Here is a 24,105-nt window from a genome sequence, read left to right on the forward strand (position 1 = left end):
CTTCATCAGCCTGCTGTGCATGCCGGCGCGTGCGCCGGTGCCTGGCTGCCTGCTGCGTCCGGGGCAAACCCACCTCCTTCAGTCCTCACTCGTCGCCAACGAGGCGCGTGCGCGCAGCCATGGCGTCGAGCTGGCGCTCGACTGGCGACCCTTGAGCACGCTGCGCTTTCAGGCGGCGCTCAGCCAGCAGTCGATGAGCGTCCAGGAAAAGGGCTCGGCGTTCTCGACCGATCGCGAGGAAAGTGCGCCGGAAGTGCAGGCTTCGCTGCGGGCGATGTGGAATCCGCGCAGTTCAGTCGACGTCGATTTCTGGCTCAGGCGAGTTGGCCGGCTGGCCGATGTCGGTGCTGGTGTGGCGATTCCTGCCTATACGGAACTTGACGCACGTCTCGCCTGGCGCCCGCGCAAGGATGTCGAACTGGCCTTGATCGGGCGCAACCTGCTGCACCGCAGTCATCCCGAGTTCAGATCCGAACTGCAGGACATCCCCTCGCTGGAGGTCGTCAGGTCGGTGGCGGGGCAGGTTACCTGGAAGTTCTGACGCCTTGGGGATCGAGCATGCAGCGGCCGCTAGCGACGCTGGGGAGCAACGGATGTCAGCCCTGATCGCCGCGCGCTTGCGCCGTTGGGCCTGCCTCGCCGCGCTCGCCGCGTTCGCCGGATCGCTGCTGGCCGATCCTCTCGTCTCACGCGAAGAGCGGATCAAGGCGGTTCTCGTCTTCAAGATCCTGAAGTTTGTCACCTGGCCACCAGCGACGCTCGCCGCCAAGGACCCGCTGGTCCTCTGCGTCGCCGGCGAAGCGCCGATCACCGAAGCGCTGACCAGCGCCGAAGGTCGCCTGATCGGCGAAAATCCGGTTGTTCTACGCCGCGTGCACGGCTTGTCGCTCACCGAAGTGAAGGCGTGCCATGCGCTTTATCTGTCGGCCAGTATCCGCGACGCAGGCAGCGTTCTTGCCGCGCTGCGCGGCAAGCCACTGCTGACCCTCGGCGATGCGCCCGACTTTGCCCGTCGCGGCGGCTGCGTCGGACTCCTGCGCGGCGAGAACCGGCTGGTCTTCGAAGTCAGCCTGAAAGCCGTGCGCGAGAACGGACTCGAAATGGCCGCTCCGCTGCTCGAACTTGCCACGCTGGTCGACTGAAAGGCAAGGACCGATGAGGCACTCATCCAGGGGCCGAAATTCCTCGATACGCAGCCGGCTGCGCTACAGCATCTGGGCCACCGTCGGTGGCACGCTCGCTTTCGTCGCGCTGCTCGTGCTTGGTTTTCAGGCGTTCTCCTATTCGCGTTCGCTGCTCGAACGGCTCGACGTGGTGGCCGGCATCGTCGCCCGCAACGCGACCGCAGCGATCGAGTTTGCCGACGCCCGGCAAGCGGCGAAGCTTCTTTCGTCGTTGCAGGCGGATCCGGACATCGAGTCTGGCGCGCTGTTTACCAGCGACGGCGAGCTCTTTGTCAGTCATCAGTCGGAAGGCGCCCGGCGTGCGTCGCCCACCCCGACGCCGCCGTGGGTGAGCGAGAAGCTGCCGCTGCTGGTCAGCGTGGGGCAAGCGGTCCATCGTCTGCAGATCGACGGCGTCGACTACCTGAGCCCGGTCGTCCTGCACAACGAGACGATCGGCTGCCTGTACATTCGTGCCAGCCTGACGCGTCTGCACCAGCAACTGCTGCTCAACACGCTACTCATCGTCACCGTCCTGTTGCTCGCCGGTGGTGTCGCCTCGCTGTTCTCCGAGCGTCTGCAGCACCGCGTCGTCGCGCCCATCCTGCGTCTTGCCGAGTCGATGCGCCGGGTCAGCGAGCAGCAGGATTTCAGCATTCGCGCGTCTTCCGGCGACGGCGAGTCGCCGGAAGAGGTCGCCCGCCTGACCGAAGGCTTCAACAGCATGCTCGCCCAGATCGAGGAGCGCGATCACCGACTGGCCGAGCGTGGCGACGAGCTGGCGCGCAGCAACCGCGAACTGGCGACCGTCGCGCAGCGCGCCAACGAGGCGCAGGCAATGGCCGAGCAGGCGAGCCGGGCGAAGTCGATCTTCCTGGCCAACATGAGTCACGAAATCAGGACACCGATGAACGGCATCATCGGTATGACCGAGGTGCTGCTCGACACGCCGCTGAACGAGCGGCAACGCGACTTCGCGCAAACCGTCATGCATTCCGGTCAGGCCTTGCTCTCGGTGATCAACGACATTCTCGACTTCTCGAAGATCGAAGCCGGCAAGCTCGAACTCGACCCGGTCGACTTCTGTCTGCGCGAGAGCATGGAAGAAGCGGTTGGCCTGTTTGCCGAGCGTGCGCACGCCAAGGGGCTGAACCTTGCCTGCGCGATCGGCCCCGAACTGCCGCTCTGGGTCACCGGCGACGCCGGGCGCCTGCGCCAGATCGTCACCAACCTGTTGAGCAATGCCATCAAGTTTACGGCGCGCGGCGAGGTCTGGGTCGACGTCGGCCTGGTCGAGCAGGGCGAGACCGATATCGTCGTCAGAACGACGGTCAGCGACACCGGAACCGGCATCGAGCCGGCCAAACAGAAGAGCATCTTCGACGAATTCTCGCAGGCCGACAGCAGTACGGCAAGGCGCTACGGCGGCACGGGTCTCGGTCTCGCCATCGTGCGCCAGTTGTCGGCGCTGCTCGGCGGTGAGGTTGGCGTCGTCAGCGCGCCGGGCAAAGGGAGTTCCTTCTGGTTTACCGTCCGCTTGCAGTTGGCGCCTGGCCATCCGGCCGGTGAGCACGAAGGCGACGGCAACGGCCTGCGCGGGCAGCGCGTGCTGGTCGTCGCCGCGAGCAGCCGCGGGCGAGATGTGCTTTTCCGCTATCTGCACGGCTGGGGAATGCACTGCGAGATGGCGAGCGAGGCGGGCGAGGCGCTCGCCGTTCTGCGCCGCGCGGCCGACGCCGACCGCCCATTTTCCATCGCCCTGCTCGACGCCGAGCCAGCCGGCCTGGACGGCGTCGCACTGGCGCGCCGGGTACGCGCCGACGATCGTCTGTGCGGCCTGCGCCTGGTGATCCTCAGCGCGATGACGCGTGCCGCTCTCGCCGGAGCGACGACGGCGGCGGTGGCCGACGACTATCTGCACAAGCCGATTCGCAAGGCACAGTTGTTCGCCAGCCTGCGCCGGGTCGTCGGACTGCTCGCCGCCGACCAGCCAGGCGGCGCCGGTGAGAACGACGACGAGCCCGGCCCATTGCTCGGCGTCAAGGTCTTGCTGGTCGAAGACAATGCGGTCAATCAGGCGGTTGCCTGTGCGACGCTGGACTGGCTGGGCTGCCGCACGCGCGTCGCCGACGGCGGATTGGAGGCAATTGCTGCGCTATGCGCGGAGACCTTCGACATCGTGCTGATGGACTGTCAGATGCCGGGAATCGACGGCTACGAAGCAACGCGGCGGATTCGTCGGCTGGAAAGCGAAGCCCAGCGCGATGGCCAGGCGCGCCAGCGCATCCCGATCATCGCCCTCACTGCCAATGCCATGCAGGGCGATCGCGACGAATGCCTGGCCGCCGGGATGGACGACTACATGAGCAAGCCTTTCCGGCGCGATGTGCTGCGCGCAATGCTCGAACGCTGGGTGCGGCCGGCCGCAGCCAAGCCGCCTGGCCAGGGTGGCGCGCCGGCGGCGGCGAACGAGCCGGTTGGCGCGCACGGCGTCGACGAGGAGATCCTGCAGACCTTGCGGTCGATCGGCAAAGCCGACTTTTTCGCCCGGGTGATCGGCATTTTTCTCGACAGCACGCCACGCAAGCTGGCCGAGCTCGAGGCAGCGGTGCAGGCGAAGGACGCCGGCCAGGTGGCGGCGCTCGCCCACCAGCTCAAATCGAGCAGCGCGACGCTGGGTGTGATGCGCCTTTCGCACGCGGCGAAGGTGCTCGAGGCCGACGCGCGTAACGGCCGGTCGGACGATTTCGCGCGTCACGCGACGACCATGCTCACCGCTTTTGCTGCAGCCCAGCCCTACCTGCGCCAACTCACTGGCCCGGCGGCGGCGGAAAGCAACTCGCCTGCCTGAGCCACCCGCCACCGAGGTGGCGCGGGCGACGGCCACGGTTTGTGGCAAAATGCCTTGTCCGCCGAGTCGGTGCATGGCGAAAATGTCGTCGTTGACAGGGAGAGCTTGGATGAGCGCGATCACGTGGTCGAGACTGCCCGGTCGGGTAAACGCTTTACGGCTTGGGCCGCGCGCCGCGGCGCTGCTGACGCTTGGCGGGCTCTGCACGGCGGCGCTTGCGGCCGATGTCGGACTGGCCGGCGTCTTTCCTGGCAAGGCACTGCTCACCGTCGACGGTGGGCCGCCGCGGACGGTCGCCGTCGGTACGAAGACTGCGGAAGGCGTGCGCGTGCTGGCGGTCGACGGCGAAACGGCAACGCTGGAGGTCGATGGGAAGAAACGTACGCTGCGCGTCGGACAGAATGTCGCCGCGCAGCCGGGCGGACAGGGGCCGAGCCAGGCGGTGCTGACTTCTGACCTGCGTGGCCACTTCATGACCACCGGAACGATCAACGGCGTCGCCGTGCGTTTCATGGTCGACACCGGTGCCTCGATCATCGCGCTCGGGCCCAGCGAAGCCAAGCGTATCGGCATTGATCCGAGCAAGGGAATGTCGGAGATGATCATGACGGCGAACGGTGTGGCGCCGATCTCGCGCGTCAAGCTCGATGCAGTGCGTGTCGGCGATATCGTCATGCACGGCGTCGAGGCCGGCGTGAGTACGCAGGACATGCCTGTCGTCCTGCTCGGAATGAGCTTCCTCAACCGTTGCGAGATGCTGCGCGACGGGCAGACGATGACCTTGAAGAAACGTTACTAGGAGAAACACCTGATGCGTCACCGGGCAGAAAGAACAGCCATGCTGGGCCGCGAGCTCGACATCCTGATGAACGAGCGCCAGACCCTGCTGCGCGTTGCCGGCGCCGGCGCGGCGCTGGTGGCGACGCTGGACAGCGCGCTCTTGCCGGCAAGCGCGGTCAAGTCGGCCGATCTGCTGGCGATTGCGCTCAATGCGCTGCCGGAAGAGACCTTGCAGGACGCGCTGGCGGCGGTGCGCGCGCAGACTGCCGGTCCGGACGAGCACCTTGCCGGGAATTGATACGCTACACCGCCCGTTGCCGCCCGGCGCCGGGCCGTTCGACCTCGGCCATTTGCGCCGCGCCTTGCTGCGTGCGCCCTCGCGTACGCAGGCCGTGCTCGAAGACGGCGTCGGCGAAGAGGACCTGCTGCCAGCCGCGGTGCTCTTTCCGATTGTCAACCGGGGCAGCGCGCCGACCGTCCTGCTCACGCAGCGCACCGCGCATCTGAAGGATCATCCGGGACAGGTGAGCTTTCCCGGCGGTCGCTGCGAGGAAAGCGATCCGTCGCCGGCGCACACCGCGCTGCGCGAAGCCGGTGAGGAAATCGGCCTCGCCGCAGAATGCGTCGAGATCGCCGGCTATCTGCCCGAGTACCTGACCAGTACCGGGTTCCGCGTGACACCCGTGGTCGCTTGGCTGACGCCGCCCTTCGAACTGTCCCCGGACGCTTTCGAAGTCGCCGAAGTCTTCGAAGTCCCGCTCGCTTTCCTGCTCGACCCGACCAACCACCAGGAACACTCGCTGCACTACCGCGGCCGCCTGCGCCGCTATCACGCGATGCCCTACGGCAGGCACTTCATCTGGGGCGCGACGGCGGGCATGATCATGTCGCTCTATCGCGCACTGAAGGCCAGCGAAGGCTAGTCGAGCACGCCGCTTCTGCCCAATGCGGTCGACCCGGCAGCCCATTGAAACGGATTCGCCGGCCGACCGACAAGCCGTGCGCTGGGCGCGTCACACCGCGCGCGCTCAGGGCAGCGCACCGGCGAGCGCCGCGGGCAACGCCGCGCAGCGCTCGGCGAGAAAGGCGCGCAGTTCGCGTACCGCCGGGTTGATCTGCCGTCGGTCGGCGCAGACCAGATTGAGCGGTGCCGGTTCGCCCTGCCAATCGGTGCACAGCGCGATCAGCCGGCCGGCGCGCAGGTCGTCGGCGACGTCGAGCGCGGACTTGTAGGCGATTCCGCGCCCGGCCAAGGCCCAGCGGCGGACCGCGTCGCCGTCGTCGGCGACCCGGTCGCCGCGCACGCGCACCGCTTCGTCACGGCCGCCGCGGGTAAACCGCCAGCGGTCATGCACGCTGTCGCCGAGCAGGAAGCACAGGCAGTTGTGGCCGATCAGCGCAGTCGGCGTCTTCGGCGTTCCGACGCGCGCCAAGTAGGCAGGCGCGGCGCAGAGCACGCGTCGGTTGGCCGGCGCGACGGGCAGGACGACCAGATTCGAATCGGGCGGCAGGCCGTAGCGCAGCGCGATATCGATCGGCTGCCGGAAGACGCCGGCGATGCGGTCGGAGAGCTGCACGCGTATCTGCAGTTGCGGGTAGCGCGTCTGGAAGTCGTCGAGCCAGGGCAGGACGACATTGCGACCGAGGTCGGAAGGAAGCGAGATCTGCAGCGTGCCGCGTACCGTCGCGTCGCCGCCGGCGAGCAGGTTGCGCCCCTCGGCAAAGGCGTGCAGCCCCTGTCGGCAATGTTGCAGATAGACTTCGCCTTCCTGCGTCAGGCGCAGGCTGCGCGTCGAGCGGACGAAGAGCGCAACGTGCAGTTCGCGTTCGAGGCGCTTGAGCGAGGCGCTCGCCGCTGCCGGCGTCAGGTCGAGTTGGCGCGCTGCTTCCGACAGGCTGCCGGCTTCGGCGGTGGCGACGAAGATCTCGATATCGCGCAGGTAGATCATCTTCAATCCAGCGTTGAAACTGATTGCACGATATCAGCCTTTTTCAATTCCTTCAATTGGCCCATCATCTCCGCCTGGCGAGTTGCCGCGCTTGGCGCAGCGGGTTGGCGGTTGCTGACCGATCGCCAGCTTGGGCGCCCGCAGCCGGCTGGCGCTGCCCACTCGCTTCCGATCACCTTCCCAGGAGCCCCGACGATGAGCCTGCAACGTCTCTTCCAGCCGTATCGACTCGGCGCCCTCGAACTGCCCAACCGCATCGTCATGGCGCCGATGACGCGTTGCCGGACGACGCAGCCGGGCGACGTGGCGAACGCGCTGATGGCGCAGTATTACGCGCAACGCGCATCGGCCGGACTGATCATCAGCGAGGCGACGCAGATTTCCCGGCAAGGCCAGGGCTACAGCTTCACGCCGGGAATCTACTCGGCGGGGCAGCTTGCCGGTTGGCGGCGGGTCACTGGCGCGGTGCACGCTGCCGGCGGGCGAATCTTCCTGCAGCTCTGGCACGTCGGGCGGATGTCGCACGCCTGCTTGCACGACGGCGCGCCGCCGGTAGCCCCGTCGGCGCTGGCGCCCGAGGCGCAGGTGTGGGTCGCCGACGCAGACGGCGTCGGCCGCATGCTCGACTGCCCGACGCCGCGCGCGCTCGAAATCGGCGAGATCGCCGGCATCGTCGATGACTTCCGGCGCGGCGCGGCGAACGCGCTGGCCGCCGGTTTCGATGGCGTCGAGATTCATGGCGCCAACGGCTACCTGATCGACCAGTTTCTGCGCAGCACGGCGAACCAGCGGAGCGACGCTTACGGCGGCAGCCTGCACCGGCGCATCCGCTTTCTCGACGAAGTCGCTACGGCGGTGGCCGGCGAAGTCGGTGCCGAGCGCACCGGCGTTCGCCTGGCGCCCTTCATCACCGCGCGTGGCATGAACTGTCCGGAAATCATCCCGGCCATCCTGGCCGCGGCCGAGCGTCTGAATGAACTGGGGCTGGCCTACATTCACCTGTCGGAAGCCGACTGGGACGACGCGCCGCAGGTGCCCGAGGATTTCCGCCACGCGCTGCGCCGTGTGTTCAAGGGCGGGCTGATCGTCGCCGGGCGTTACGACGCGGCGCGCGCCGAGGCGATCCTGCGCGCCGGTCTGGCCGACCTGTGCGCCTTCGGCCGGCCGTTCATTGCCAACCCCGATCTGCCGCGCCGTTACGCGCTGGGCCTGCCGCTTGCCGACTTCGCTGCCAGCCGGCTGTTTGGCGGCGACGCGCAAGGCTACACCGACTACCCCCCTTACCCTGATGGAGAACAGGAATGAAAGCCGTTGGCTACCAGAAAACCCTGCCGATCGAAGACCCGGCGTCGCTGCAGGACGTCGAACTGCGCGAACCGGTCGCCAGCGGGCGCGACCTGCTGGTCGAGGTGAAAGCGATTTCGGTCAATCCGGTCGACGTGAAGATCCGCGCCGGTCGCACGCCGCCGGCTGGCGAGTGGGGCGTGCTCGGCTGGGACGCGGCCGGCATCGTCCGTGCCGTCGGCCCGCAAGTCAGGTTGTTTCGTCCGGGCGACCGCGTCTGGTACGCTGGCGACATCACGCGCGCCGGGAGCAACGCCGAGTTGCAGGCGGTTGACGAGCGGATCGTCGGGCACCTGCCGTGCACGCTGGACTTCGCCCAGGCGGCGGCGCTGCCGCTCACCGCGATCACCGCCTGGGAGATGCTGTTCGATCGCCTGCGTATCGCGCCGGGCAAGCGGCCGACCGACGAGCGCCTGCTGATCGTCGGCGCCGGCGGCGGCGTCGGCTCCATCCTGGTGCAACTGGCGCGCCGTCTGACCGGGCTGACCGTCATCGGCACCGCCTCGCGCGCCGAGACGCAGTCCTGGGTGCGCGAGCTCGGTGCGCATCACGTGCTCGACCACAGCCGGCCGCTGGCCGACGAGCTGAAGCGCATCGGCTTCGCGGATGTCAGCCATGTGGTCAGTCTGACGCACAGCGAAGAGCACTTCGCGCAGATCGTCGAAGTGCTCGCGCCGCAGGGCTGCTTCGGCCTGATCGACGATCCGGCGACGCCGCTCGACGTGCGCAAGCTGAAGGCGAAAAGCGTCTCGCTGCACTGGGAACTGATGTTTACCCGCTCGCTCTTCCAGACCGCCGACATGATCGCCCAGCACCGGCTGCTCTGCGAACTGGCTGCGCTGGTCGACGCCGGCCTGGTCAGGACGACGCTCGGCGAGCACTACGGGCGCATCGACGCGGCCAACCTGCGGCGTGCGCACGCGCTGATCGAAGCGGGCAAGGCGCGCGGCAAGATCGTTCTCGAAGCCTTCTGAGCGCTTGCCCACCGCTCGCCGGGCCGATGCGCGCCGGCCAACACTGTCAGGGCAAGGCCGCGCCGGGGTCTCCCGTCGGACCTGCCCTTCACCGTCGCCGCCCGTTCCGGGCGGCGCACTTTCTTGCAAGGAGACAAAACGTGGACATCGCCCACCTCGCCACCACCCGCCACACGTGCAAGGCTTTCGACCCGGCGCGGAAGATTTCGCCCGCAGACTTCGAGCAACTGCGCACGCTGCTGCGCTACGCGCCGTCGTCGGTCAATTCGCAGCCCTGGCATTACGTGATCGCCGCCAGCGATGCCGGCAAGGCGCGCATCGCCGAGACACTGCAGGGCGGCTACGCGTACAACGAAGGCAAGGTGCGCAATGCCTCGCAGGTCATCGTCTTCTGCGTGCGCCAGAACCTGAACGACGAACATCTGGCCCGCCTGCTCGAGCAGGAGGAGCTGGACGGGCGTTTTGCAAGCGCGCAGGCGCGCGCCGCGCAGAACACCGCGCGCACTTTCTACGCCGACCTGCACCGCAAGGATCTGGACGATGCGCGCCCGTGGATGGAACGTCAGGTCTACCTGGCGCTGGGCATGCTGCTCGTCGGCGCTGCCGCGCTGGGCATCGATGCGTGTCCGATGGAAGGCTGCGACCCGGCGGCACTCGACCGCGCGCTCGGGCTGACCGAGCGCGGCTATTCGGCGCTGGTGATGGTCGCGCTCGGTTACCGCAGCGAGGCCGATTTCAACGCCGCGCTGCCCAAGTCACGCCTGGCGGAAACCAGCGTCTTCACCGAGATCTGAGCGGCGCTGGCGGTGCGGCGCCGCTGGCAAACGCGCAGACGCCGCTCAGGCGCTCAGCGTTGCGTAGTCGAGGTAGCCTTTTTCGCCGCCGCTGTAAAAGGTCGCCAGGTCCGGCGGATTGAGCGGCGCGCCGCGCGCAAAGCGCTCGACCAGGTCGGGGTTGGCGATCCACGCACGGCCGTAGGCGACGGCGTCGCACAGTCCGGCGTGCAGGCGCGCTTCGCCCGTGTCGCGGTCAAAACCGCCGTTGGCGATCAGGGGCATTTTCGCCAGCGGGCGGAAATGCGCGCCGACGTCGCTCAGCGCGTGCGGCGTATCGTCGAGCTGGCGCGGCATGAAGGCTTCGCTCAAATGCAGGTAGGCCAGCCCGTAGGCGTTGGCGCGGGCGACGACGTGTTCCCACATCGGCACCGTATCCGCGTCCACATTGACGCCGTGGAAGCGATTCATCATCGGGTTGAGCCGGCAGCCAAGGCGGTCGAAGGGCATCACCTGGCCGACTGCTTCCAGCACCTGGCAGAAGAAGCGCGCGCGGTTTTCGTGGCTGCCGCCGTACTCGTCGTCGCGCGTGTTGGCGTCGCGCGAGAAGAACTGGTGGAAGAGGTAGCCGTTCGACGAATGGATCTCGGCGCCGTCGAAGCCAGCCGCCAGCGCGTTCGCCGCTGCGCGTCGGAAGTCGGCGACGACGCCGGCGATCTCGTCGCGGGTCAGCGCGTGCGGCGTCACCGTTTCCGGCTGGCCGCTGGGCGAAAACATCTTCCAGTTCGGGTTGATCGCCGACGGCGCGACAGGCGGCTTGCCGCCGTGAAACTCGGGCAGCGAGAGGCGGCCGCAGTGCCACAGTTGGCAGACGATCAGCCCGCCTTTCTCGTGCACGGCGTCGGTCACCCGCCGCCAGCCGGCGACCTGCTCGTCCGACCAGATTCCCGGCGTGAACGGATAGCCGCGCGCCTGCGGCGAGACGATCGTTCCTTCCGAAACGATCAGTCCGGCGCCCGCGCGCTGCGCGTAATAGCGCCGCATCATCTCGCTCGGCACGTAGCCGGCGTTGTCGCAGCGGCAACGGGTGAGCGGCGCCATGACGATGCGGTTTTTCAGGGCGAGTGCGCCGAGGCGGACGGGGGTGAGGAGCTGCAGAGTCATCGGGGGGGCTTCCGGAAGAGCAGAAAGCGCCCATTTTACCGGTCGCCCGCGCGTGCGTGCAGCCTTTGCCGCCCGCTTCGCGGGGCTAGCTTCCTGCCTCCTGGCGCGCTGGCGTGCGCGCCGCGGGCGGTGGAAGTGCGTAGCGCAGCAGGCCGAGTGCCGCCAGGCCAAGCGTGCCGGCGAGCAGGAACAGCGGCACGTAGCCGACCGCCTGCGCGAGCACGCCGCTGCTCGCGCCGACCAGTCCGGCGAGCAGGACCTGTGCGCTTGCCTGCAGTGTGAAGTCGGCACCTTCGTGCTCGGCGCGGCAGCGCTGCATCATGACGGCGAACAAGGCGACGGTAGACATGCCGTCGGCGATCTGCTCGCCGAGCGCCACCGCGTAAACCATGACGACATCGCCGCCGCGCGCGACGAGCAAGGCCATCGCGGCGATACCGATCGCCTGCAGCAAGCCGAACGCGAAGAGCGAGCGGTAGGCGCCGAGGCGCGCATAGAGCGCGCCGCCCAGCGCGGCGCCGCCGATCCCGGCAAGGCTGCTGATCAAGGTCAGCTCGCCGAGCATGGCGTTGCTCCAGCCCTGGTCGACGAGCATCGGCTTGACCATCGGCGAGCCGAGCGCGTCGCCCAGCTTGAAGCCGAGGACGACGGCCAGCCAGGCGAACATGCCGGGCTGCGCGAGCAGGCCGCGGTAGTGTGCGAGCAGCAGGCGCGGGCCGAGCACTGTTTCGGCGGCGCCGGCTTGCTGCGGGATGCGGCGCTTCTCGTCGAAACGCCAGATGGGCAAGGTGCACAGCACGAGCAAGAGGGCGACCCCGCCGAGGCTGAAGTGCCAGCCGATGCGGTCCATGACCAGCAGCAAACCGCTGCCACTGATGATCATGCCAACCTTGTAGCCGCCGACCTGCAGGCTGTTGCCGAGGCCGCGCCAGCGCTCGGGCAGCAGGCGGACGGTAAGTCCGTCGGTCGCGATGTCTTGTGTCGCGGCGGCGAGATTGATGAGCAGGATGAGGCCGAGCAGCAGCGCCAACTGACCGCTGAAGAGGAGCGACGGGTCGAACGCCGCCAGACTTGCGACGCACAGGATGACGGTCGCCTGCAGCGGCAGAATCCAGCCGCGATGATGGCCGAGGCGCGGCGAGGCCAGGCGGTCGACCCACGGCGCCCAGAGTACCTTGAACATCCAGGGCAGCGCGAGCAGCTTGAGCATGCCGATGATGGCCAGATCGGCGCCATGCTGGCGCAGCAGGACGGGCAGCGAATGGGCGATCAGCCCCGAGGGCAGGCCCTGCGCGCAATACAGGCTGGCGAGCAGGACCAGCGTCGGTGCGCCCGGGCGCGGCAGCGAAGCGTCGTCGGGCCGGCGAGCCTGGTGTGGATGGGTGGTGCCTGGCGCAGAGCACGCTTCTTCGGGCACGGGCGAACTCCGTTGTCGAGTGGTTTTTCGGTTGCACGCGCCTGCTGGCAGCGCTGCGCGGCGGCGAATGCCTGCGGCTTGTCCCTGACGACGTCTTCGACAGCTTCAGATTCGCCCGGAAAGCGGCTTGCAGAAGGTGGTCTCGCTTTTCCTGGCGATCCTTGCCTCGCTGCCGATCATGGCGAATGCTTGGCCGATTGCTGGCCCGGGCCGCCAAGGCCGGAAGCTCATCGTTGCCAGCGCGAAGCCAAGCACTGCCTCCTGGCAAGGGCAATTCCGCATCCTACAGCAAGCGACCGCCATCTGATGCGCGAGGCCGCCGGGAATTTGGGTGCCCTGTTGTGCCGCAGGCCCGCCGCACGCGCTTGCTTTCCGTCATCCTGGGCTTTCGGCTGCCCTTGCAGCCGAGCTGTCGGGCGACATCCAGCCCGGTACGGGTGCGCTCGACAATCAACTTGCTCCCCATCTCAGCGAGGCTGGCCATGACGTGGCAGAGGGAGCGCCCGGCCGGCGTAGCGGTGTCGATGGCGTCGGTGAGGCTCCTCAACTGGACGCCTTGCTTGTGCAGCTCGCCGACCAGATCGACCGGATGCTTGACCGACCGGCCCAGTCGGTCAAGCATCCAGACAACCCGGGTATCGCCCTCACGCAGCATTTCGAGTGCCTTGACCAAGCCTGGCCGGTCTGCCCGCGTGCCGCTCACCTTGTCCGCAAAGACCTTCTCGCATCCGGCCTTGGCCAAGGCTTCACCTTGCAGTGCAAGATTCTGATCCTGCATCGAGATACGTGCATGCGCGATCAGCATGGCGTGTCTCGCGCGCGGTCGATGCGTTCCTGCCGCGACCGGATGACTTCGTCGTGCGTGTGCAACCTGGTGTTGGGATCGTCAGTTCGGCGAAGGGCTTCCTCGATCTCGCGGGTCATGCGTGGCCGCTCGGATGGCGCATCCGTCCAGCCATACCAGGCTCACCCAGAGCGCAGATGGTCATGGTTCCATCCCATGATCATTGCGGTCGTCGCTATCGACATCCTGGCGCAGGGCAGGCAGTTGCTTGGGCAAGGCCGGCAGCCATTCCCGTACCGTCTCCCACGCCAGATCGAGGCTGATGTCGAAATAGCTGTGGGCCATGCGATTTCGCATTTTGCGCATGCGACTGGGTGAACTCGGCGCAGCCATCCATCACCTTTGTGGCCGCTTCGCCGATGACGGTCAGGCTCATGATGATCGCCTGCCGGGTCCGCTTGCCGGTCAGGAAGTCGTCCTTGGCCAACTCTTCCACGAAACTGCACGCATCGGTTGTGGCCTGTTGCATGTGGTGGAGGTCATCAGGTAGTCGGTTTTCGCTGATACCGGTTGTGCTTCCGCGACCACCTTGGCCCGGAACTTCGGCGGCAGGTCGCCGGGCGTCAGCAAATCGACGTCAACGCCGAGCAGCGATCACAGTTCTTCTTCCAGATCGCGCAAGTCCAACGACGTAGCGCCGGGCAGTGTATCGACCAGCAGATCGAGGTCGCTGCCATTCTGATTGGTGCCACACAGCACTGAACCGAAGACGCGCGCGTTTGCCGTGCGGAAGCGGCCTGCCGCTTCACGCACCGCGCTTCGCTTCATATCAAGCGCAACCGACGGTCGCATGAGCATCCCTTCCTATCTAGACTGATCGGGATGGCAGGGGATCGAGAATGGCATTTCAAGCATTGTTTCGACACTCGCTATGGCTTGATTCCGCATGCTGCGCCGGTCGCTACTGTCGACCTAAGGCGCGGCATCAGCGCTATTGCGAGGGCTGCGGCATGCAGGGCGGCAAGCAAGCAGGTGAGCAGTACGACTACCGCGACGCGAGTTCTTCGTTTTTCGAGAGCTGTTCTTTGGCGCATCTCTACCGGGGTCAGGCCGATGCGCCGGCTGGCGCCACGCCGGATGGTGTTCTTTGCCCCAGCGCTTGGGGCATTTGCCGCCCCCAGATGGGTGAGGAGCCCCATTGCTGGCGGCTGGCGCCTGCCGTCGGTCGCCGCCGAGGCATGGTTCGGCATCTGCCATCAACTACTATTCGTATTCTATCAAGGATCTGTGCTCGGCGTGTCAACAGTTGGCGCGAATATTGCTTTCAAGCGATGCGGTGGCTGCTGCGGAGCGCGCGTCGGCCAGCCGGAGCACCGGGCAGCGGCGCCCGCCGGCTGGCCGACGGTCGGCGCGGGAGGGCTCGGCAACCGGTCATTGGCGGCTGGTCATCGACCCAGTCGAAAGCTTTCTACAACGGAGAACAAAAATGGCACTCATCAATGCGCGCGCGACCACCTTCACTTATGGCACCAGCGGTAGCGACCTGATCAATGCGTCGTACCTGCTCGGCGACCAGATCGACGGGCTGGCCGGCAACGACACAATCAACGGTCTCGACGGCGCGGACACGCTGCTCGGTGGCGCCGGACGTGACGTCCTCTACGGCTTCGCCGGCCACGATGTGCTCGACGGTGGCGCTGGCAACGACAAGCTGTACGGTGGTGCAGACAACGATATCCTGCGTCCCGACACGGGCGGCATCGGCGACGACCTGATCGATGGCGGCAGCGAGTGGGACACGGTCGATTACAGCTCGGCAGCGGTCACGCGTGGCGTTCGCGTCGACTTGCGGATCACCACGGCGCAGAAGACGCTGGGCGCAGGCAGCGACACGATTCGCAACGTCGAAATCGTCATCGGCACCGGCTTCAACGATACGCTCATCGGGTCGACCGGCGACAACCAGCTCTACGGCGGCCTGGGCTCCGACAGCCTGGACGGCGGTGATGGCAACGACGGTTTGTATTCCGGTTATCGAGGCGATCTTGGCGGCGACACGATGAACGGCGGTAATGGTAACGACCTGATCCTGGCGAGCAACGGCGCCGACCGGCTGAACGGGGGCGCCGGCGACGACCGAATCTACAGTGCAGGCGGTGCCGACACCATTTCCGGTGGCCTCGGTTTCGATCGCTTCATCTTTCAGGAAACGACCGACTCGAACGCTGCTGCGCCCGACCGCATCGTCGATTTCAACGGTGCCGAGGACCTGATCGTGCTCGAACCGATGTTCTTCGTGATCAATGCCAGCGCGACGCAGTTCATCGGCAGCAACGCCTTTTCGCAGACCGGCGTTCCGGAAATTCGCGTCACCAGCAATGCCGGCACGCAAGTCGTCGAGGTCGACACGACGGGCAACGGCGGCGCCGACATGACGATACAGGTCGTCGGGACAGCCCTCACCATCGACGACTTCTTCTTCGATCAGGGCTTTCTGTTGTAAGCCGGGCAAGCCGCGCGGCCGGGCAACCGAGCGCGCGCGGCGAGCTCGAGGCCGATCAGGACCGCTATAATCGCCGCTCCGGGAGCACTGCCAGGCGACCGGAGAACCTTTCTTTCCGAATGGGGCGTGCGTGGATTCGAGCATCCTGCTGGCGGCCATTCCGGCCATTGCCTTTGGCGCTTGCGCCTTGCCGCTGCTCTTGCAGCGTCTTGGCCGGCGGGCGGCGGCGCTGGCCGCGGCCGGCGTCATGGCTGCTTGCCTTGGCTGCGTGCTCGGCCTGGCGCCGGCGGTACTCGCCGGGCAGAGTGCCTTCTTCCGATTGCGCTGGCTGCCCGCCTATGGCCTCGATTTCAGCTTGCGGGTGGACGGCCTCGGCCTGCTCTTCGCGCTGCTCATCTGCGCCATCGGCCTGCTCGTCGTCCTCTACGCCGCCTGGTATCTGCCGACCAGCGACCGGCTCGGACGCTTCTACTCGATCCTGCTGCTGTTCATGGCGGCGATGCTCGGCATCGTTCTCGCCGAGAACCTGCTGCTGCTCGTCGTCTTCTGGGAACTGACCAGCGTTTCGTCGTTCCTGCTCGTCGCCTACGACAACCAGCGCTACGCGTCGCGCGTCGGCGCGCGCATGGCGCTCGCGGTCACCGGCGCTGGCGGCCTGGCGCTGCTCGCCGGCGTTCTGCTGCTCGGCGCACTGGCGGGCAGCTTCGAACTGTCCGAGATCTTCGCCAATCGCGAGCGCATACGCGCGAACGATCTTTTCGCGCCGATGCTGCTCCTCATTCTGCTCGGCGCGTTCAGCAAGTCGGCGCAGCTTCCTTTCCACTTCTGGCTGCCGAACGCGATGGCAGCGCCGACGCCGGTGTCGGCCTATCTGCATTCGGCGACCATGGTGAAAGCGGGGATCTTCCTGCTCATCCGGCTTTATCCGCTGTTGGCCGGCAACCCGTTGTGGTTCTGGTTGGTTGCCGGAACAGGCGCACTGACCCTGGTCTATGGTGCGGCCGTCGCTTTGTTCAAACACGACATCAAGGGGCTGCTCGCGTACTCGACGATCAGTCACCTCGGTCTGATCACGCTGCTGCTTGGCCTGGACACGCCGCTCTCGGTGGTCGCCGCGATCTTTCACGTGATCAATCACGCGATCTTCAAGGCATCGCTGTTCATGGCCGCCGGCATCGTCGACCACGAATGCGGCACGCGCGACATGCGCCGGGTCAACGGCATGTTCCGCGTCATGCCGATCAGCGCGACGCTGGCCATCGTCGCCGCCGCAGCGATGGCCGGCGTCCCGCTGCTGAACGGTTTCCTCAGCAAGGAGATGTTCTTTGCCGAGACGATCAGTCATGCGCAGTTCGTCTCGCTCGCCTGGCTGCTGCCCTGGTTCGCGACGCTTGCCGGGATGCTTGCCGTCGCCTATTCGTCGCGCTTCATCCACGATGTCTTCTTCAATGGCGAGCCGGTCAATCTGCCGCGCCAGCCGCACGAACCGCCGCGCTGGATGCGCGCACCGAGCGAACTGCTGGTCGTCGTCTGCGTGCTCGTCGGCATTTTTCCGAACTGGACGGTCGGCCCCTGGCTCGCCGCGGCGGCCGGCGCCGCGTTGCCGCAGGGGCTGCCGGACTACCGCCTGGCGCTCTGGCATGGTTTCAATCAGCCGCTGCTGATGAGCACGCTGGCGCTGCTCGGCGGCGTCGCCATCTACGCGCTGCGCCGGCCGATCTACGCCTGGCACGCGCAACTGCCGCGCGTGCACGCGCGTACCGCTTTCGAGCGCTGGTCGCGCGCCTGCACCGGCGGTGCGCACCGGCTCGTCGGCTTGCTCGACAACGTTTCGCTGCAGCGCTATTGCGCGTTGCTCCTCTGCTTCGTCGTCGGGCTCGGCGGCTGGGCCTTCTTCGCCCGGCCGGGCGTGGCGCTGCGCCCGTCGGCGCACCCGGCCGACGCGGCCGCCGTCTTCGCCTTGCTCGTACTGCTCGTCGCGGCTCTCGGCGCGACGCTGGTGCACCGCGAACGCCTGCTCGCCGTCATTCTGGTCAGTGTCGTCGGTCTGCTCGTGACGCTGACTTTTGCCCGTCTTTCGGCGCCCGATCTGGCGCTCACCCAACTCGCCGTGGAGACCGCGACGATCATCCTGTTGCTCCTGGTGCTGCACTATCTGCCGGCACGCAGCCGGCCTCAGAGCAGCGCACCGCGCTTGCTGCGCGATGTCGTGCTGGCGCTGCTCGCCGGCGGCGGACTGGCGCTGGTTACCTTGCAGATGCTCAGCCAACCGGCCGCCTCGCTGGCCGACTTCTACCTGCAGAACGCGCTGCCCGGCGGTGGCGGGACGAATGTGGTGAATGTCATCCTGGTTGATTTTCGCGGCTTTGACACGCTTGGCGAGATCACCGTGCTGGCCATGGTGGCGCTCGCCGCGCAGGCGCTGCTCGACCGCCTGGTTCTGCCCGTACCAGCGCACGACGCCGACGGTCGGCGCTGGGCAAGGGATCGCCAGCCGCTCTTTCTCAGCATGCTGATGCGGCCTCTGCTGCCGGTCGCGCTGCTCGTCTCGGTCTATCTCTTCCTGCGCGGGCACAACGCTCCGGGGGGCGGTTTCGTCGCCGGGCTGGTGACCGCGGTCGCGCTCAGCCTGCAGTATCTCGCCAACGGAATCGCCTTTGCCCAGCCGCGCCTGCCACAGCAGCCGACGCGCTGGCTGGCCGGCGGCTTGTTCCTGGCGACCGGCGTCGGGCTGGCGAGCTGGGTTTTCGCGCGACCATTCCTGACCAGCGCGCACGGCCACCTGAGGCTGCCGCTGATCGGCGAGGTCGAACTCGCTTCGGCGATGATCTTCGATCTCGGCGTCTATCTTGTCGTCGTCACCGTCGTCGTCAGCCTGCTGAGCGGAATCGGCAGCCTGTCGCAGCGCGCCGCGACGCCCGGCGGGAGCGCCTGATGGAGGCCTTGCTGGCGATTGCGGTCGGCGTGCTCACTGCCTGCGGCGTCTTCCTCGTTCTGCGCGCACGCACTTTCCCGGTTCTCCTTGGCCTGACGCTACTCTCCTACGCGGTCAACCTGTTCCTCTTCGCCAGCGGCGGCCTGCGTCTGGACGCGCCGCCGCTGATCGGCGCTGGCGCGGCGAGCAGCGACCCCTTGCCGCAAGCGCTCGTCCTCACCGCCATCGTCATCGGTTTCGCGATGACCGCCTATCTGGCACTGCTTGCCCTGCGCGGCCTGGCCGAGTCGGCTGACGATACGGTAGACCCCGGGCGGGAAGAGTGACTGCGGTGACTGCACACGCGCCGATCCTGCCGATCATTCTCCCGCTGCTCGCCGCGCTGCTGCAGATGGCGGTGCCGCGCCTCGCCGTGCAGCGCATCGTCGGCCTGTTGGCGACGCTGCTCCTGGTCGGCCTCGCCGGGTGGCTGACGGCACTTGCCGACGATGGCGTCTGGCGGGTCTATGCGCTCGGCGACTGGCCCGCGCCGTTCGGCATCGTCCTCGTCGTCGATCGCCTGGCGGCGCTGACGGTCCTGCTCGGCGCGCTGCTCGGCCTGGCCAGCCTGCTCTACGCAAGCAGCGGTTTCGACGCGCGCGGGGCGAATTTTCACCCGCTCTTCCAGTTGCAGTTGCTCGGCATCAACGGCGCTTTCCTCACCGGCGACCTGTTCAACCTCTTCGTCTTCTTCGAGATCATGCTGCTCGCTTCGTACGCGCTGCTCGCGCACGGCGGCGGCCTTGCGCGCACGCGCGCCGGAATTGCCTACGTCGTTCTTAACCTGCTGGGTTCGTCGATTTTTCTGCTTGCCCTTGGCCTGCTTTACGGCACGCTGGGCAGCCTCAACCTGGCCGACCTGGCGCAGCGCCTGGCCGGATACGACGACAACCGGGCGCTTGCCAGTCTCGCCTTTGCCCTGCTGGTCGCCGTCTTCGTGCTCAAGGCGGGCTTGCTGCCGCTGTCGTTCTGGCTGCCGCACACCTACTCCGCGGCGGGCGCGCCGGTTGCCGCGCTGTTTGCCGTAATGACCAAGGTCGGCATCGTCGCCCTGCTGCGCGTGCAGCTCATTGCGCTGGCGCCGGGTGGTCTGGACGATCTGCTCGAGCCCTGGCTGACCGTCCTGGCTTTGGCGACGGTCGCCTTCGCCGCGCTCGGCGTGCTCGCCGCCGAGCGCTTGCGCGTGCTGGCTGCCTGGCTCGTCCTGCTCTCCGCCGGGACGCTGCTGCTCACCCCGGCGCCGGCGAGCGTGCAGGTGAGCGCCGCGGCGATCTACTACCTCGCGCAGTCGACGATCGTCGGCGCGGCCGGCTTCCTGCTCGCCGGGTTGATCGCCGAGCAGCGCGGCGCAGCCGCCGACCGTTTCGTCGCCGGCGCCCGGCCGCTCCCGGCGTGGCTGCAAATTGCCTTCCTGCTTCTCGCGGCGACGGCTGCCGGCCTGCCGCCGTTCTCCGGATTCATCGGCAAACTGATGCTGCTCGGTGTGCTGCGCGAGACGCCGGCCGCGCCTGCCGTCTGGGCCACGCTGCTCGCCGCCGGTTTCGTCGTGCTGGTCGCTTTTGCGCGCGACGGCTGCCTGCTCGTCTGGAAGTACCGGGAAGCCGGCGGCGCGCCGGTTGTCGCGCTCGCCTGGCAGAAGATCTGCGCCGCGCTCTGCCTGGTTGCCGGCGGGCCGCTGCTCGCCGGGTTCGCCGGCCCGCTGGCCGGCTTCGCCGAGCGCGCCGCCGGGCAACTGCACGCACCGGGGGCCTACGCCTCCGCTGTCCTCGCTGTGGCGGTTCCGCCTGCTGCGCCAGCGGCTGCGCCCAGGGTGCCGGCGGCGCCGCCGCAGATGCCGAAGGCTGCGCCATGATCCGGCGTATTCTGGCGCGACCGCTGCAGTCGCTGCTGTTGATGCTGCTCTGGCTGCTGATCACCGATGCCGCTTCGCTGGCGCTCGTGCTGCTCGGCGGACTCCTCGCCTGGATCGTGCCCTGGCTGACGCAGGCTTTCTGGCCGGCGCCTCCACGTCTGCTGCGCCCGGGCCTGGCTCTGCGCTTCCTGCTCGTTTTTGCCTACGACATCGTCACCGCCAACTGGCGCGTCGCGCGTCAGGTCGTTGGCCCCGTGTCGCGCCTGTCGCCCGCGCTGGTCGAGGTGCCGCTCGAACTGCGCGACCCCTTCGTCGCTACGCTGCTCGCCAGCGTCGTCTCGCTGACCCCGGGAACGGTGGCCATCGACCTCGACCGCGAAGCCTGGATTCTCCTCGTCCATGCGCTCGATGCGCCCGATCCGCCGACGCTGGTGAAGGAGATCAAGCAGCGTTACGAATTGCCTTTGCGGGAGATCTTTGCATGCTGAACACAGCGCTCGAGATTGCTTTCTGGCTGATCGGCGCGGCGCTCGCGCTGAACCTCATCCGCCTGCTGCGTGGCCCCGACCTGACCGACCGCATTCTGGCGCTCGACACGCTGGGCATCAACCTGATTGCCCTGCTCATCGTGCACGGCATGGCGACGGGCAGCGCCGCCGGTTTCGAAGTCGCCCTGCTGCTCGCTTTGCTCGGCTTTGTCGCAACGGTTGCCCTGTGCAAGTTCCTCCTGCGCGGAGACTTGATCGAATGAGCAGCGCGAGCGAAGCGCTGGTCGCCGCCCTGCTCGTCATCGGCGCGCTCTTTGTTCTGCTCGGTGCGATCGGCCTCGCCCGGTTGCCCGATTTTCTGACCCGCCTGCACGCGCCGACCAAGGCGACGACGCTCGGCGTCGGATCGCTGCTGCTCGCTTCGGCGATTCATTTCTCGGATCTGGCGGGCGGCCGCATCAGTCTGCACGAGCTGGCGGTCGCCTGTTTTCTCTTCGTCACCGCACCGGTGAGCGCGCATCTGCTGGCCAAGGCGGCACTGCACCGGAGCACGCCGGCGACTGGCAGCGGTACGCCTGGGGGCGCCGGCAGAGAGGCGGGGGAGAGCCCGTCGACGGGCGCGCCGCCAGCCTCGGCGAGCCGCGCTGGGCGCTTGGCCGACGACGATGTCGCCCGGACGTAACGCGCTTTGCCCTTGCGGCAGTGGCCGCAAGTTCAAGCTCTGCTGCGGCCGGGCCGGCGCGTCCGCGGTCGCGCCGGCGAGTGCTGCGCCGGCGCCGGACGCGGCGCAGCGCAGCGCGCTGCTCGATCTGTTTCGCACACAGCGCCATGGCGAACTGCTCGGGCGCCTCGCCGCGCTGCTCGAACGCTTCCCGCAGTCGGCTTTCCTCTGGGGTCTGCTCGGTGCGACGCAACAGTCGCAGGGTGCCGATGGACTGCCGGCCTTGCAGCGCGCGGTCGCTCTGGCGCCCGACGACGCCGACGCGCAGGCCAATCTTGGCGCGGCATTGCTCGAACGTGGCCAGCCGCAGGCCGCCGCAGCGTGTCTGCGCAAGGCGCTCGAACTGGCACCGGCAAACCTTCCAGCGCGCATCAATTTCGCCCAGACGCTGCGCGCGCTGGGCGATGCGCCGGCGGCGATCGACGCCTACCGGGGCGTGCTGGCGCGCGCGCCGAAGGCGCTGGAGGCGCATTTCGGCCTGCTTGACCTGCTGCTCGAGTGCGCCGAGGTGGGCGAAGCGGAAAGCCTGGCGCAACGCGCGCTCGTACTGGCGCCGGCGCACTGCGTCGCCCACTTCTGCCTGGGCAACGTTCGCCAGCGGCAGGGCCGGCTGGCCGATGCCCTGGTCTGCTATCAGACAGCACTCGAACTGGCTCCCGGATTTGCTCCGGCGGCGAGCAACCTGGCCTGCGCGCTGCTCGCCCTCGGGCGCAGCACGGAAGCCGAAGACGTGCTGCTGCGCAGCCTGCGCTCGACGCCCGGCTACCTCGACGCCTACCTCAATCTGGCGCGTCTGTACGTTGAACAAGGCCGCTTTGCCGCGGCCGAGCCGGTCTACCGCGACGCGCTGGCGGTGGCGCCGGAGGGCGTCGCTGCGCGTGAAGGGCTGGCCCAGGTGCTGCGCGAACTCGGGCGTGCCGACGAGGCCGATGCGCTCTGTGAGCAGGCGCTCGCCATCGATCCGCTGTGCACCAGCGCACGCCTGCTGCAGGCGGTTTGTCGCTTGCCGATCGTCGCCGATACGCCGGCCGCTTCGGCCAACGTCGGCGAGAGCTTCATGGGCGAACTCGACCGCCTGGCCGAATGGCTGGCCGCCGACGCCCGGCGCGGCGCACGCCTGCACGCCGGCGTTGCGCCGTATCTGCCGTTCTTTCTTGCCTATCGGCCGGGTAACCACTGCCCGGCGCTGTCGCGTTTCGCCGATCTCGTCTGCCCGCCGCCGTCGCCGCCGCTCGCGCCGCGTCACTCGCCGCGCGGCAAGTTGCGGCTGCTCGTCGTCGCGCACCACGTGCATCGGCACTCGGTCTGGGAGATCGTCCTGCGCGGCTTGCTCGAGCACCTCGATCGCCGGCAGTTTGCCCTCACCGTGCATCACCTCGGTCCGCGCGAGGACGAAGCGACTCGCCACGCGCGCACGCTCGCCGACACCTGGCGCGATGCGCGTTCGGTGAGCAACCTCGCCGCCTGGCAACAGGCCTGTGTCGCCGATCGGCCGGATGTCATCTTCTATCCGGAACTGGGAATGGACCCCTTGAGCTTTCATCTGGCGGCGCAGCGATTCGCTCCGCTGCAGTTGGCCGGCTGGGGTCACCCGATTACCAGCGGTCTGCCCACGATCGACTGCTTCGTCTCCGGCGAGTTGCTCGAGCCGCCGGGGGCCGCAGCGCATTATCGCGAGCGTCTGCTGCTCTTGCCCGGTACCGGCTGCTGCACGACTTCGCCGGCGCCGGTCGTCGCGCCCGTGCCCGAGGTCGAACGCCGCCTGCGCGAGATGCCGGGAGTCCGTTTCCTGATCGCGCAGCGCGCGATCAAGTTCGAACCGGCGGACGACGCGCTCTTTGCGACGATCGCTGCGCAGGCGGGAGAATGCGTTTTCATCGTCGTCGACGATCCGCTGTATCCGTGGGCGGCCCGGCGGGTACACGCGCGTCTGGCGCGTGCTTTCAACGAGCGCGGGGTCGACCCGGCGCGCCATCTGCTGCTCGTCCCGTGGCTGTCGGCCGAGGCTTTTCCGGGTCTCCTCGACCTCGCCGACGTCTTTCTCGACTGCCCCGGTTTCTCGGGTTATACGACTGCCTGGCAAGCGGTCCATCGCGGCTTGCCGGTGCTCACGCTGGCCGGCGATTTCCTGCGCCAGCGACTCGCCGCCGGCTTGCTGCACAAGATCGGCCAAGCGGAAAGTGTCGCCGCAAGCGCCGAGCAGTACCTCGCGCTGGCCTTGCAACTGGCGGCTGAATGCCGCGCCGCGCAGCGCCGGGCAGCGCGGCGCGCGGCCTTGCAAGCGGCCGCGCCGCGCGCCGACAACGACCTGAGCGTCGTGCGCGCCTTCGAGCAGGCGATCGTCGATCAACTGGCGGGCGCCGCCTAG

21 protein-coding genes and 2 pseudogenes are annotated in these 24,105 nt (G+C 67.8%); 17 read left to right on the top strand and 6 right to left on the bottom strand.

All coding sequences use genetic code 11. The annotated features are described in order from the left end of the window. The 6 genes from Q1L59_RS07185 to Q1L59_RS07210 all read left to right on the top strand — a co-directional run. On the top strand, window positions 1–541 hold a 541-nt coding region (locus Q1L59_RS07185; protein ID WP_300330130.1), incomplete at its 5' end, for a TonB-dependent receptor. 52 nt (window positions 542–593) lie between these two features. Next, a complete protein-coding gene (locus Q1L59_RS07190; RefSeq protein ID WP_300330132.1) occupies window positions 594–1,142 on the top strand; it encodes a YfiR family protein in 549 nt (182 codons plus the stop codon). 13 nt (window positions 1,143–1,155) lie between these two features. Then, window positions 1,156–4,014, top strand: a complete 2,859-nt coding sequence (locus tag Q1L59_RS07195; protein ID WP_300330135.1) for a response regulator — start codon at window positions 1,156–1,158, stop codon at window positions 4,012–4,014. 109 nt (window positions 4,015–4,123) lie between these two features. Next, window positions 4,124–4,813 (top strand): TIGR02281 family clan AA aspartic protease, encoded by a 690-nt coding sequence (locus Q1L59_RS07200; protein WP_300330138.1) that lies wholly within the window; start codon window positions 4,124–4,126, stop codon window positions 4,811–4,813. Window positions 4,814–4,825: 12 nt separating this feature from the next. Further along, window positions 4,826–5,092, top strand: a complete 267-nt coding sequence (locus Q1L59_RS07205; protein ID WP_300330140.1) for a hypothetical protein — start codon at window positions 4,826–4,828, stop codon at window positions 5,090–5,092. Between the two features lie 94 nt (window positions 5,093–5,186). Beyond that, complete coding sequence (locus Q1L59_RS07210; protein ID WP_300330179.1) at window positions 5,187–5,717, top strand: CoA pyrophosphatase; 531 nt, start codon at window positions 5,187–5,189, stop codon at window positions 5,715–5,717. A gap of 105 nt (window positions 5,718–5,822) precedes the next feature. Here Q1L59_RS07210 and Q1L59_RS07215 read toward each other — a convergent pair whose 3' ends face one another. Beyond that, window positions 5,823–6,743, bottom strand: coding sequence for a LysR family transcriptional regulator (locus Q1L59_RS07215; RefSeq protein WP_300330143.1), 921 nt, complete (start codon window positions 6,741–6,743; stop codon window positions 5,823–5,825). Window positions 6,744–6,938: 195 nt separating this feature from the next. Between Q1L59_RS07215 and Q1L59_RS07220 the strand changes: the two genes are divergently transcribed. The 3 genes from Q1L59_RS07220 to nfsB all read left to right on the top strand — a co-directional run bounded on the left by Q1L59_RS07220 (window position 6,939) and on the right by nfsB (window position 9,855). Beyond that, on the top strand, window positions 6,939–8,048 hold the full coding sequence (locus tag Q1L59_RS07220; protein ID WP_300330146.1) for an alkene reductase: 1,110 nt from the start codon (window positions 6,939–6,941) through the stop codon (window positions 8,046–8,048). After that, window positions 8,045–9,061, top strand: coding sequence for a zinc-binding alcohol dehydrogenase family protein (locus Q1L59_RS07225; RefSeq protein ID WP_300330149.1), 1,017 nt, complete (start codon window positions 8,045–8,047; stop codon window positions 9,059–9,061). The genes Q1L59_RS07220 and Q1L59_RS07225 overlap by 4 nt, the downstream gene beginning before the upstream one ends. Window positions 9,062–9,201: 140 nt before the next feature. Continuing rightward, the gene (nfsB, locus tag Q1L59_RS07230; protein WP_300330152.1) at window positions 9,202–9,855 is read left to right on the top strand and encodes an oxygen-insensitive NAD(P)H nitroreductase; all 654 of its coding nucleotides are present in this window, start codon (window positions 9,202–9,204) and stop codon (window positions 9,853–9,855) included. Window positions 9,856–9,900: 45 nt separating this feature from the next. Here nfsB and Q1L59_RS07235 read toward each other — a convergent pair whose 3' ends face one another. From Q1L59_RS07235 to Q1L59_RS07255, 5 genes and pseudogenes are all read right to left on the bottom strand, one after another. Continuing rightward, complete coding sequence (locus tag Q1L59_RS07235; protein ID WP_300330155.1) at window positions 9,901–10,998, bottom strand: alkene reductase; 1,098 nt, start codon at window positions 10,996–10,998, stop codon at window positions 9,901–9,903. 85 nt (window positions 10,999–11,083) lie between these two features. After that, on the bottom strand, window positions 11,084–12,343 hold the full coding sequence (locus Q1L59_RS07240) for an MFS transporter (protein ID WP_300330182.1): 1,260 nt from the start codon (window positions 12,341–12,343) through the stop codon (window positions 11,084–11,086). Window positions 12,344–12,698: 355 nt separating this feature from the next. Continuing rightward, window positions 12,699–13,220, bottom strand: a complete 522-nt coding sequence (locus tag Q1L59_RS07245; RefSeq protein ID WP_300330158.1) for a recombinase family protein — start codon at window positions 13,218–13,220, stop codon at window positions 12,699–12,701. 180 nt (window positions 13,221–13,400) lie between these two features. Further along, window positions 13,401–13,764, bottom strand: a pseudogene (locus Q1L59_RS07250) (HepT-like ribonuclease domain-containing protein). Continuing rightward, window positions 13,764–14,051: pseudogene (locus Q1L59_RS07255) on the bottom strand (nucleotidyltransferase domain-containing protein); the annotation flags it as partial. The pseudogenes Q1L59_RS07250 and Q1L59_RS07255, both read right to left, overlap by 1 nt. Window positions 14,052–14,685: 634 nt before the next feature. Here Q1L59_RS07255 and Q1L59_RS07260 point away from each other — a divergent pair. From Q1L59_RS07260 to Q1L59_RS07295, 8 genes are all read left to right on the top strand, one after another. Continuing rightward, entirely contained in the window at window positions 14,686–15,702 is a 1,017-nt protein-coding gene (locus tag Q1L59_RS07260) for a calcium-binding protein (RefSeq protein ID WP_300330161.1), read from the top strand. A gap of 142 nt (window positions 15,703–15,844) precedes the next feature. After that, window positions 15,845–18,637 (top strand): monovalent cation/H+ antiporter subunit A, encoded by a 2,793-nt coding sequence (locus tag Q1L59_RS07265; RefSeq protein ID WP_300330185.1) that lies wholly within the window; start codon window positions 15,845–15,847, stop codon window positions 18,635–18,637. After that, window positions 18,637–18,963: a Na+/H+ antiporter subunit C gene (locus Q1L59_RS07270; RefSeq protein WP_300330164.1), complete on the top strand. Its 327-nt coding sequence runs from the start codon at window positions 18,637–18,639 to the stop codon at window positions 18,961–18,963. The genes Q1L59_RS07265 and Q1L59_RS07270 overlap by 1 nt, the downstream gene beginning before the upstream one ends. 5 nt (window positions 18,964–18,968) lie before the next feature. Next, a complete protein-coding gene (locus Q1L59_RS07275; protein WP_300330165.1) occupies window positions 18,969–20,528 on the top strand; it encodes a monovalent cation/H+ antiporter subunit D in 1,560 nt (519 codons plus the stop codon). Continuing rightward, window positions 20,525–21,016, top strand: coding sequence for a Na+/H+ antiporter subunit E (locus Q1L59_RS07280; RefSeq protein WP_300330168.1), 492 nt, complete (start codon window positions 20,525–20,527; stop codon window positions 21,014–21,016). The genes Q1L59_RS07275 and Q1L59_RS07280 overlap by 4 nt, the downstream gene beginning before the upstream one ends. Continuing rightward, window positions 21,010–21,279 (top strand): K+/H+ antiporter subunit F, encoded by a 270-nt coding sequence (locus tag Q1L59_RS07285; protein ID WP_300330170.1) that lies wholly within the window; start codon window positions 21,010–21,012, stop codon window positions 21,277–21,279. Before Q1L59_RS07280 ends, Q1L59_RS07285 begins: the two co-directional genes overlap by 7 nt. Next, window positions 21,276–21,698 (top strand): Na+/H+ antiporter subunit G, encoded by a 423-nt coding sequence (locus tag Q1L59_RS07290; protein WP_300330173.1) that lies wholly within the window; start codon window positions 21,276–21,278, stop codon window positions 21,696–21,698. Before Q1L59_RS07285 ends, Q1L59_RS07290 begins: the two co-directional genes overlap by 4 nt. After that, window positions 21,682–24,105, top strand: a complete 2,424-nt coding sequence (locus tag Q1L59_RS07295) for a tetratricopeptide repeat protein (RefSeq protein ID WP_300330176.1) — start codon at window positions 21,682–21,684, stop codon at window positions 24,103–24,105. Before Q1L59_RS07290 ends, Q1L59_RS07295 begins: the two co-directional genes overlap by 17 nt.

The organism is Accumulibacter sp. (genome assembly GCF_029255125.1).
Lineage (GTDB): Bacteria > Pseudomonadota > Gammaproteobacteria > Burkholderiales > Rhodocyclaceae > Accumulibacter.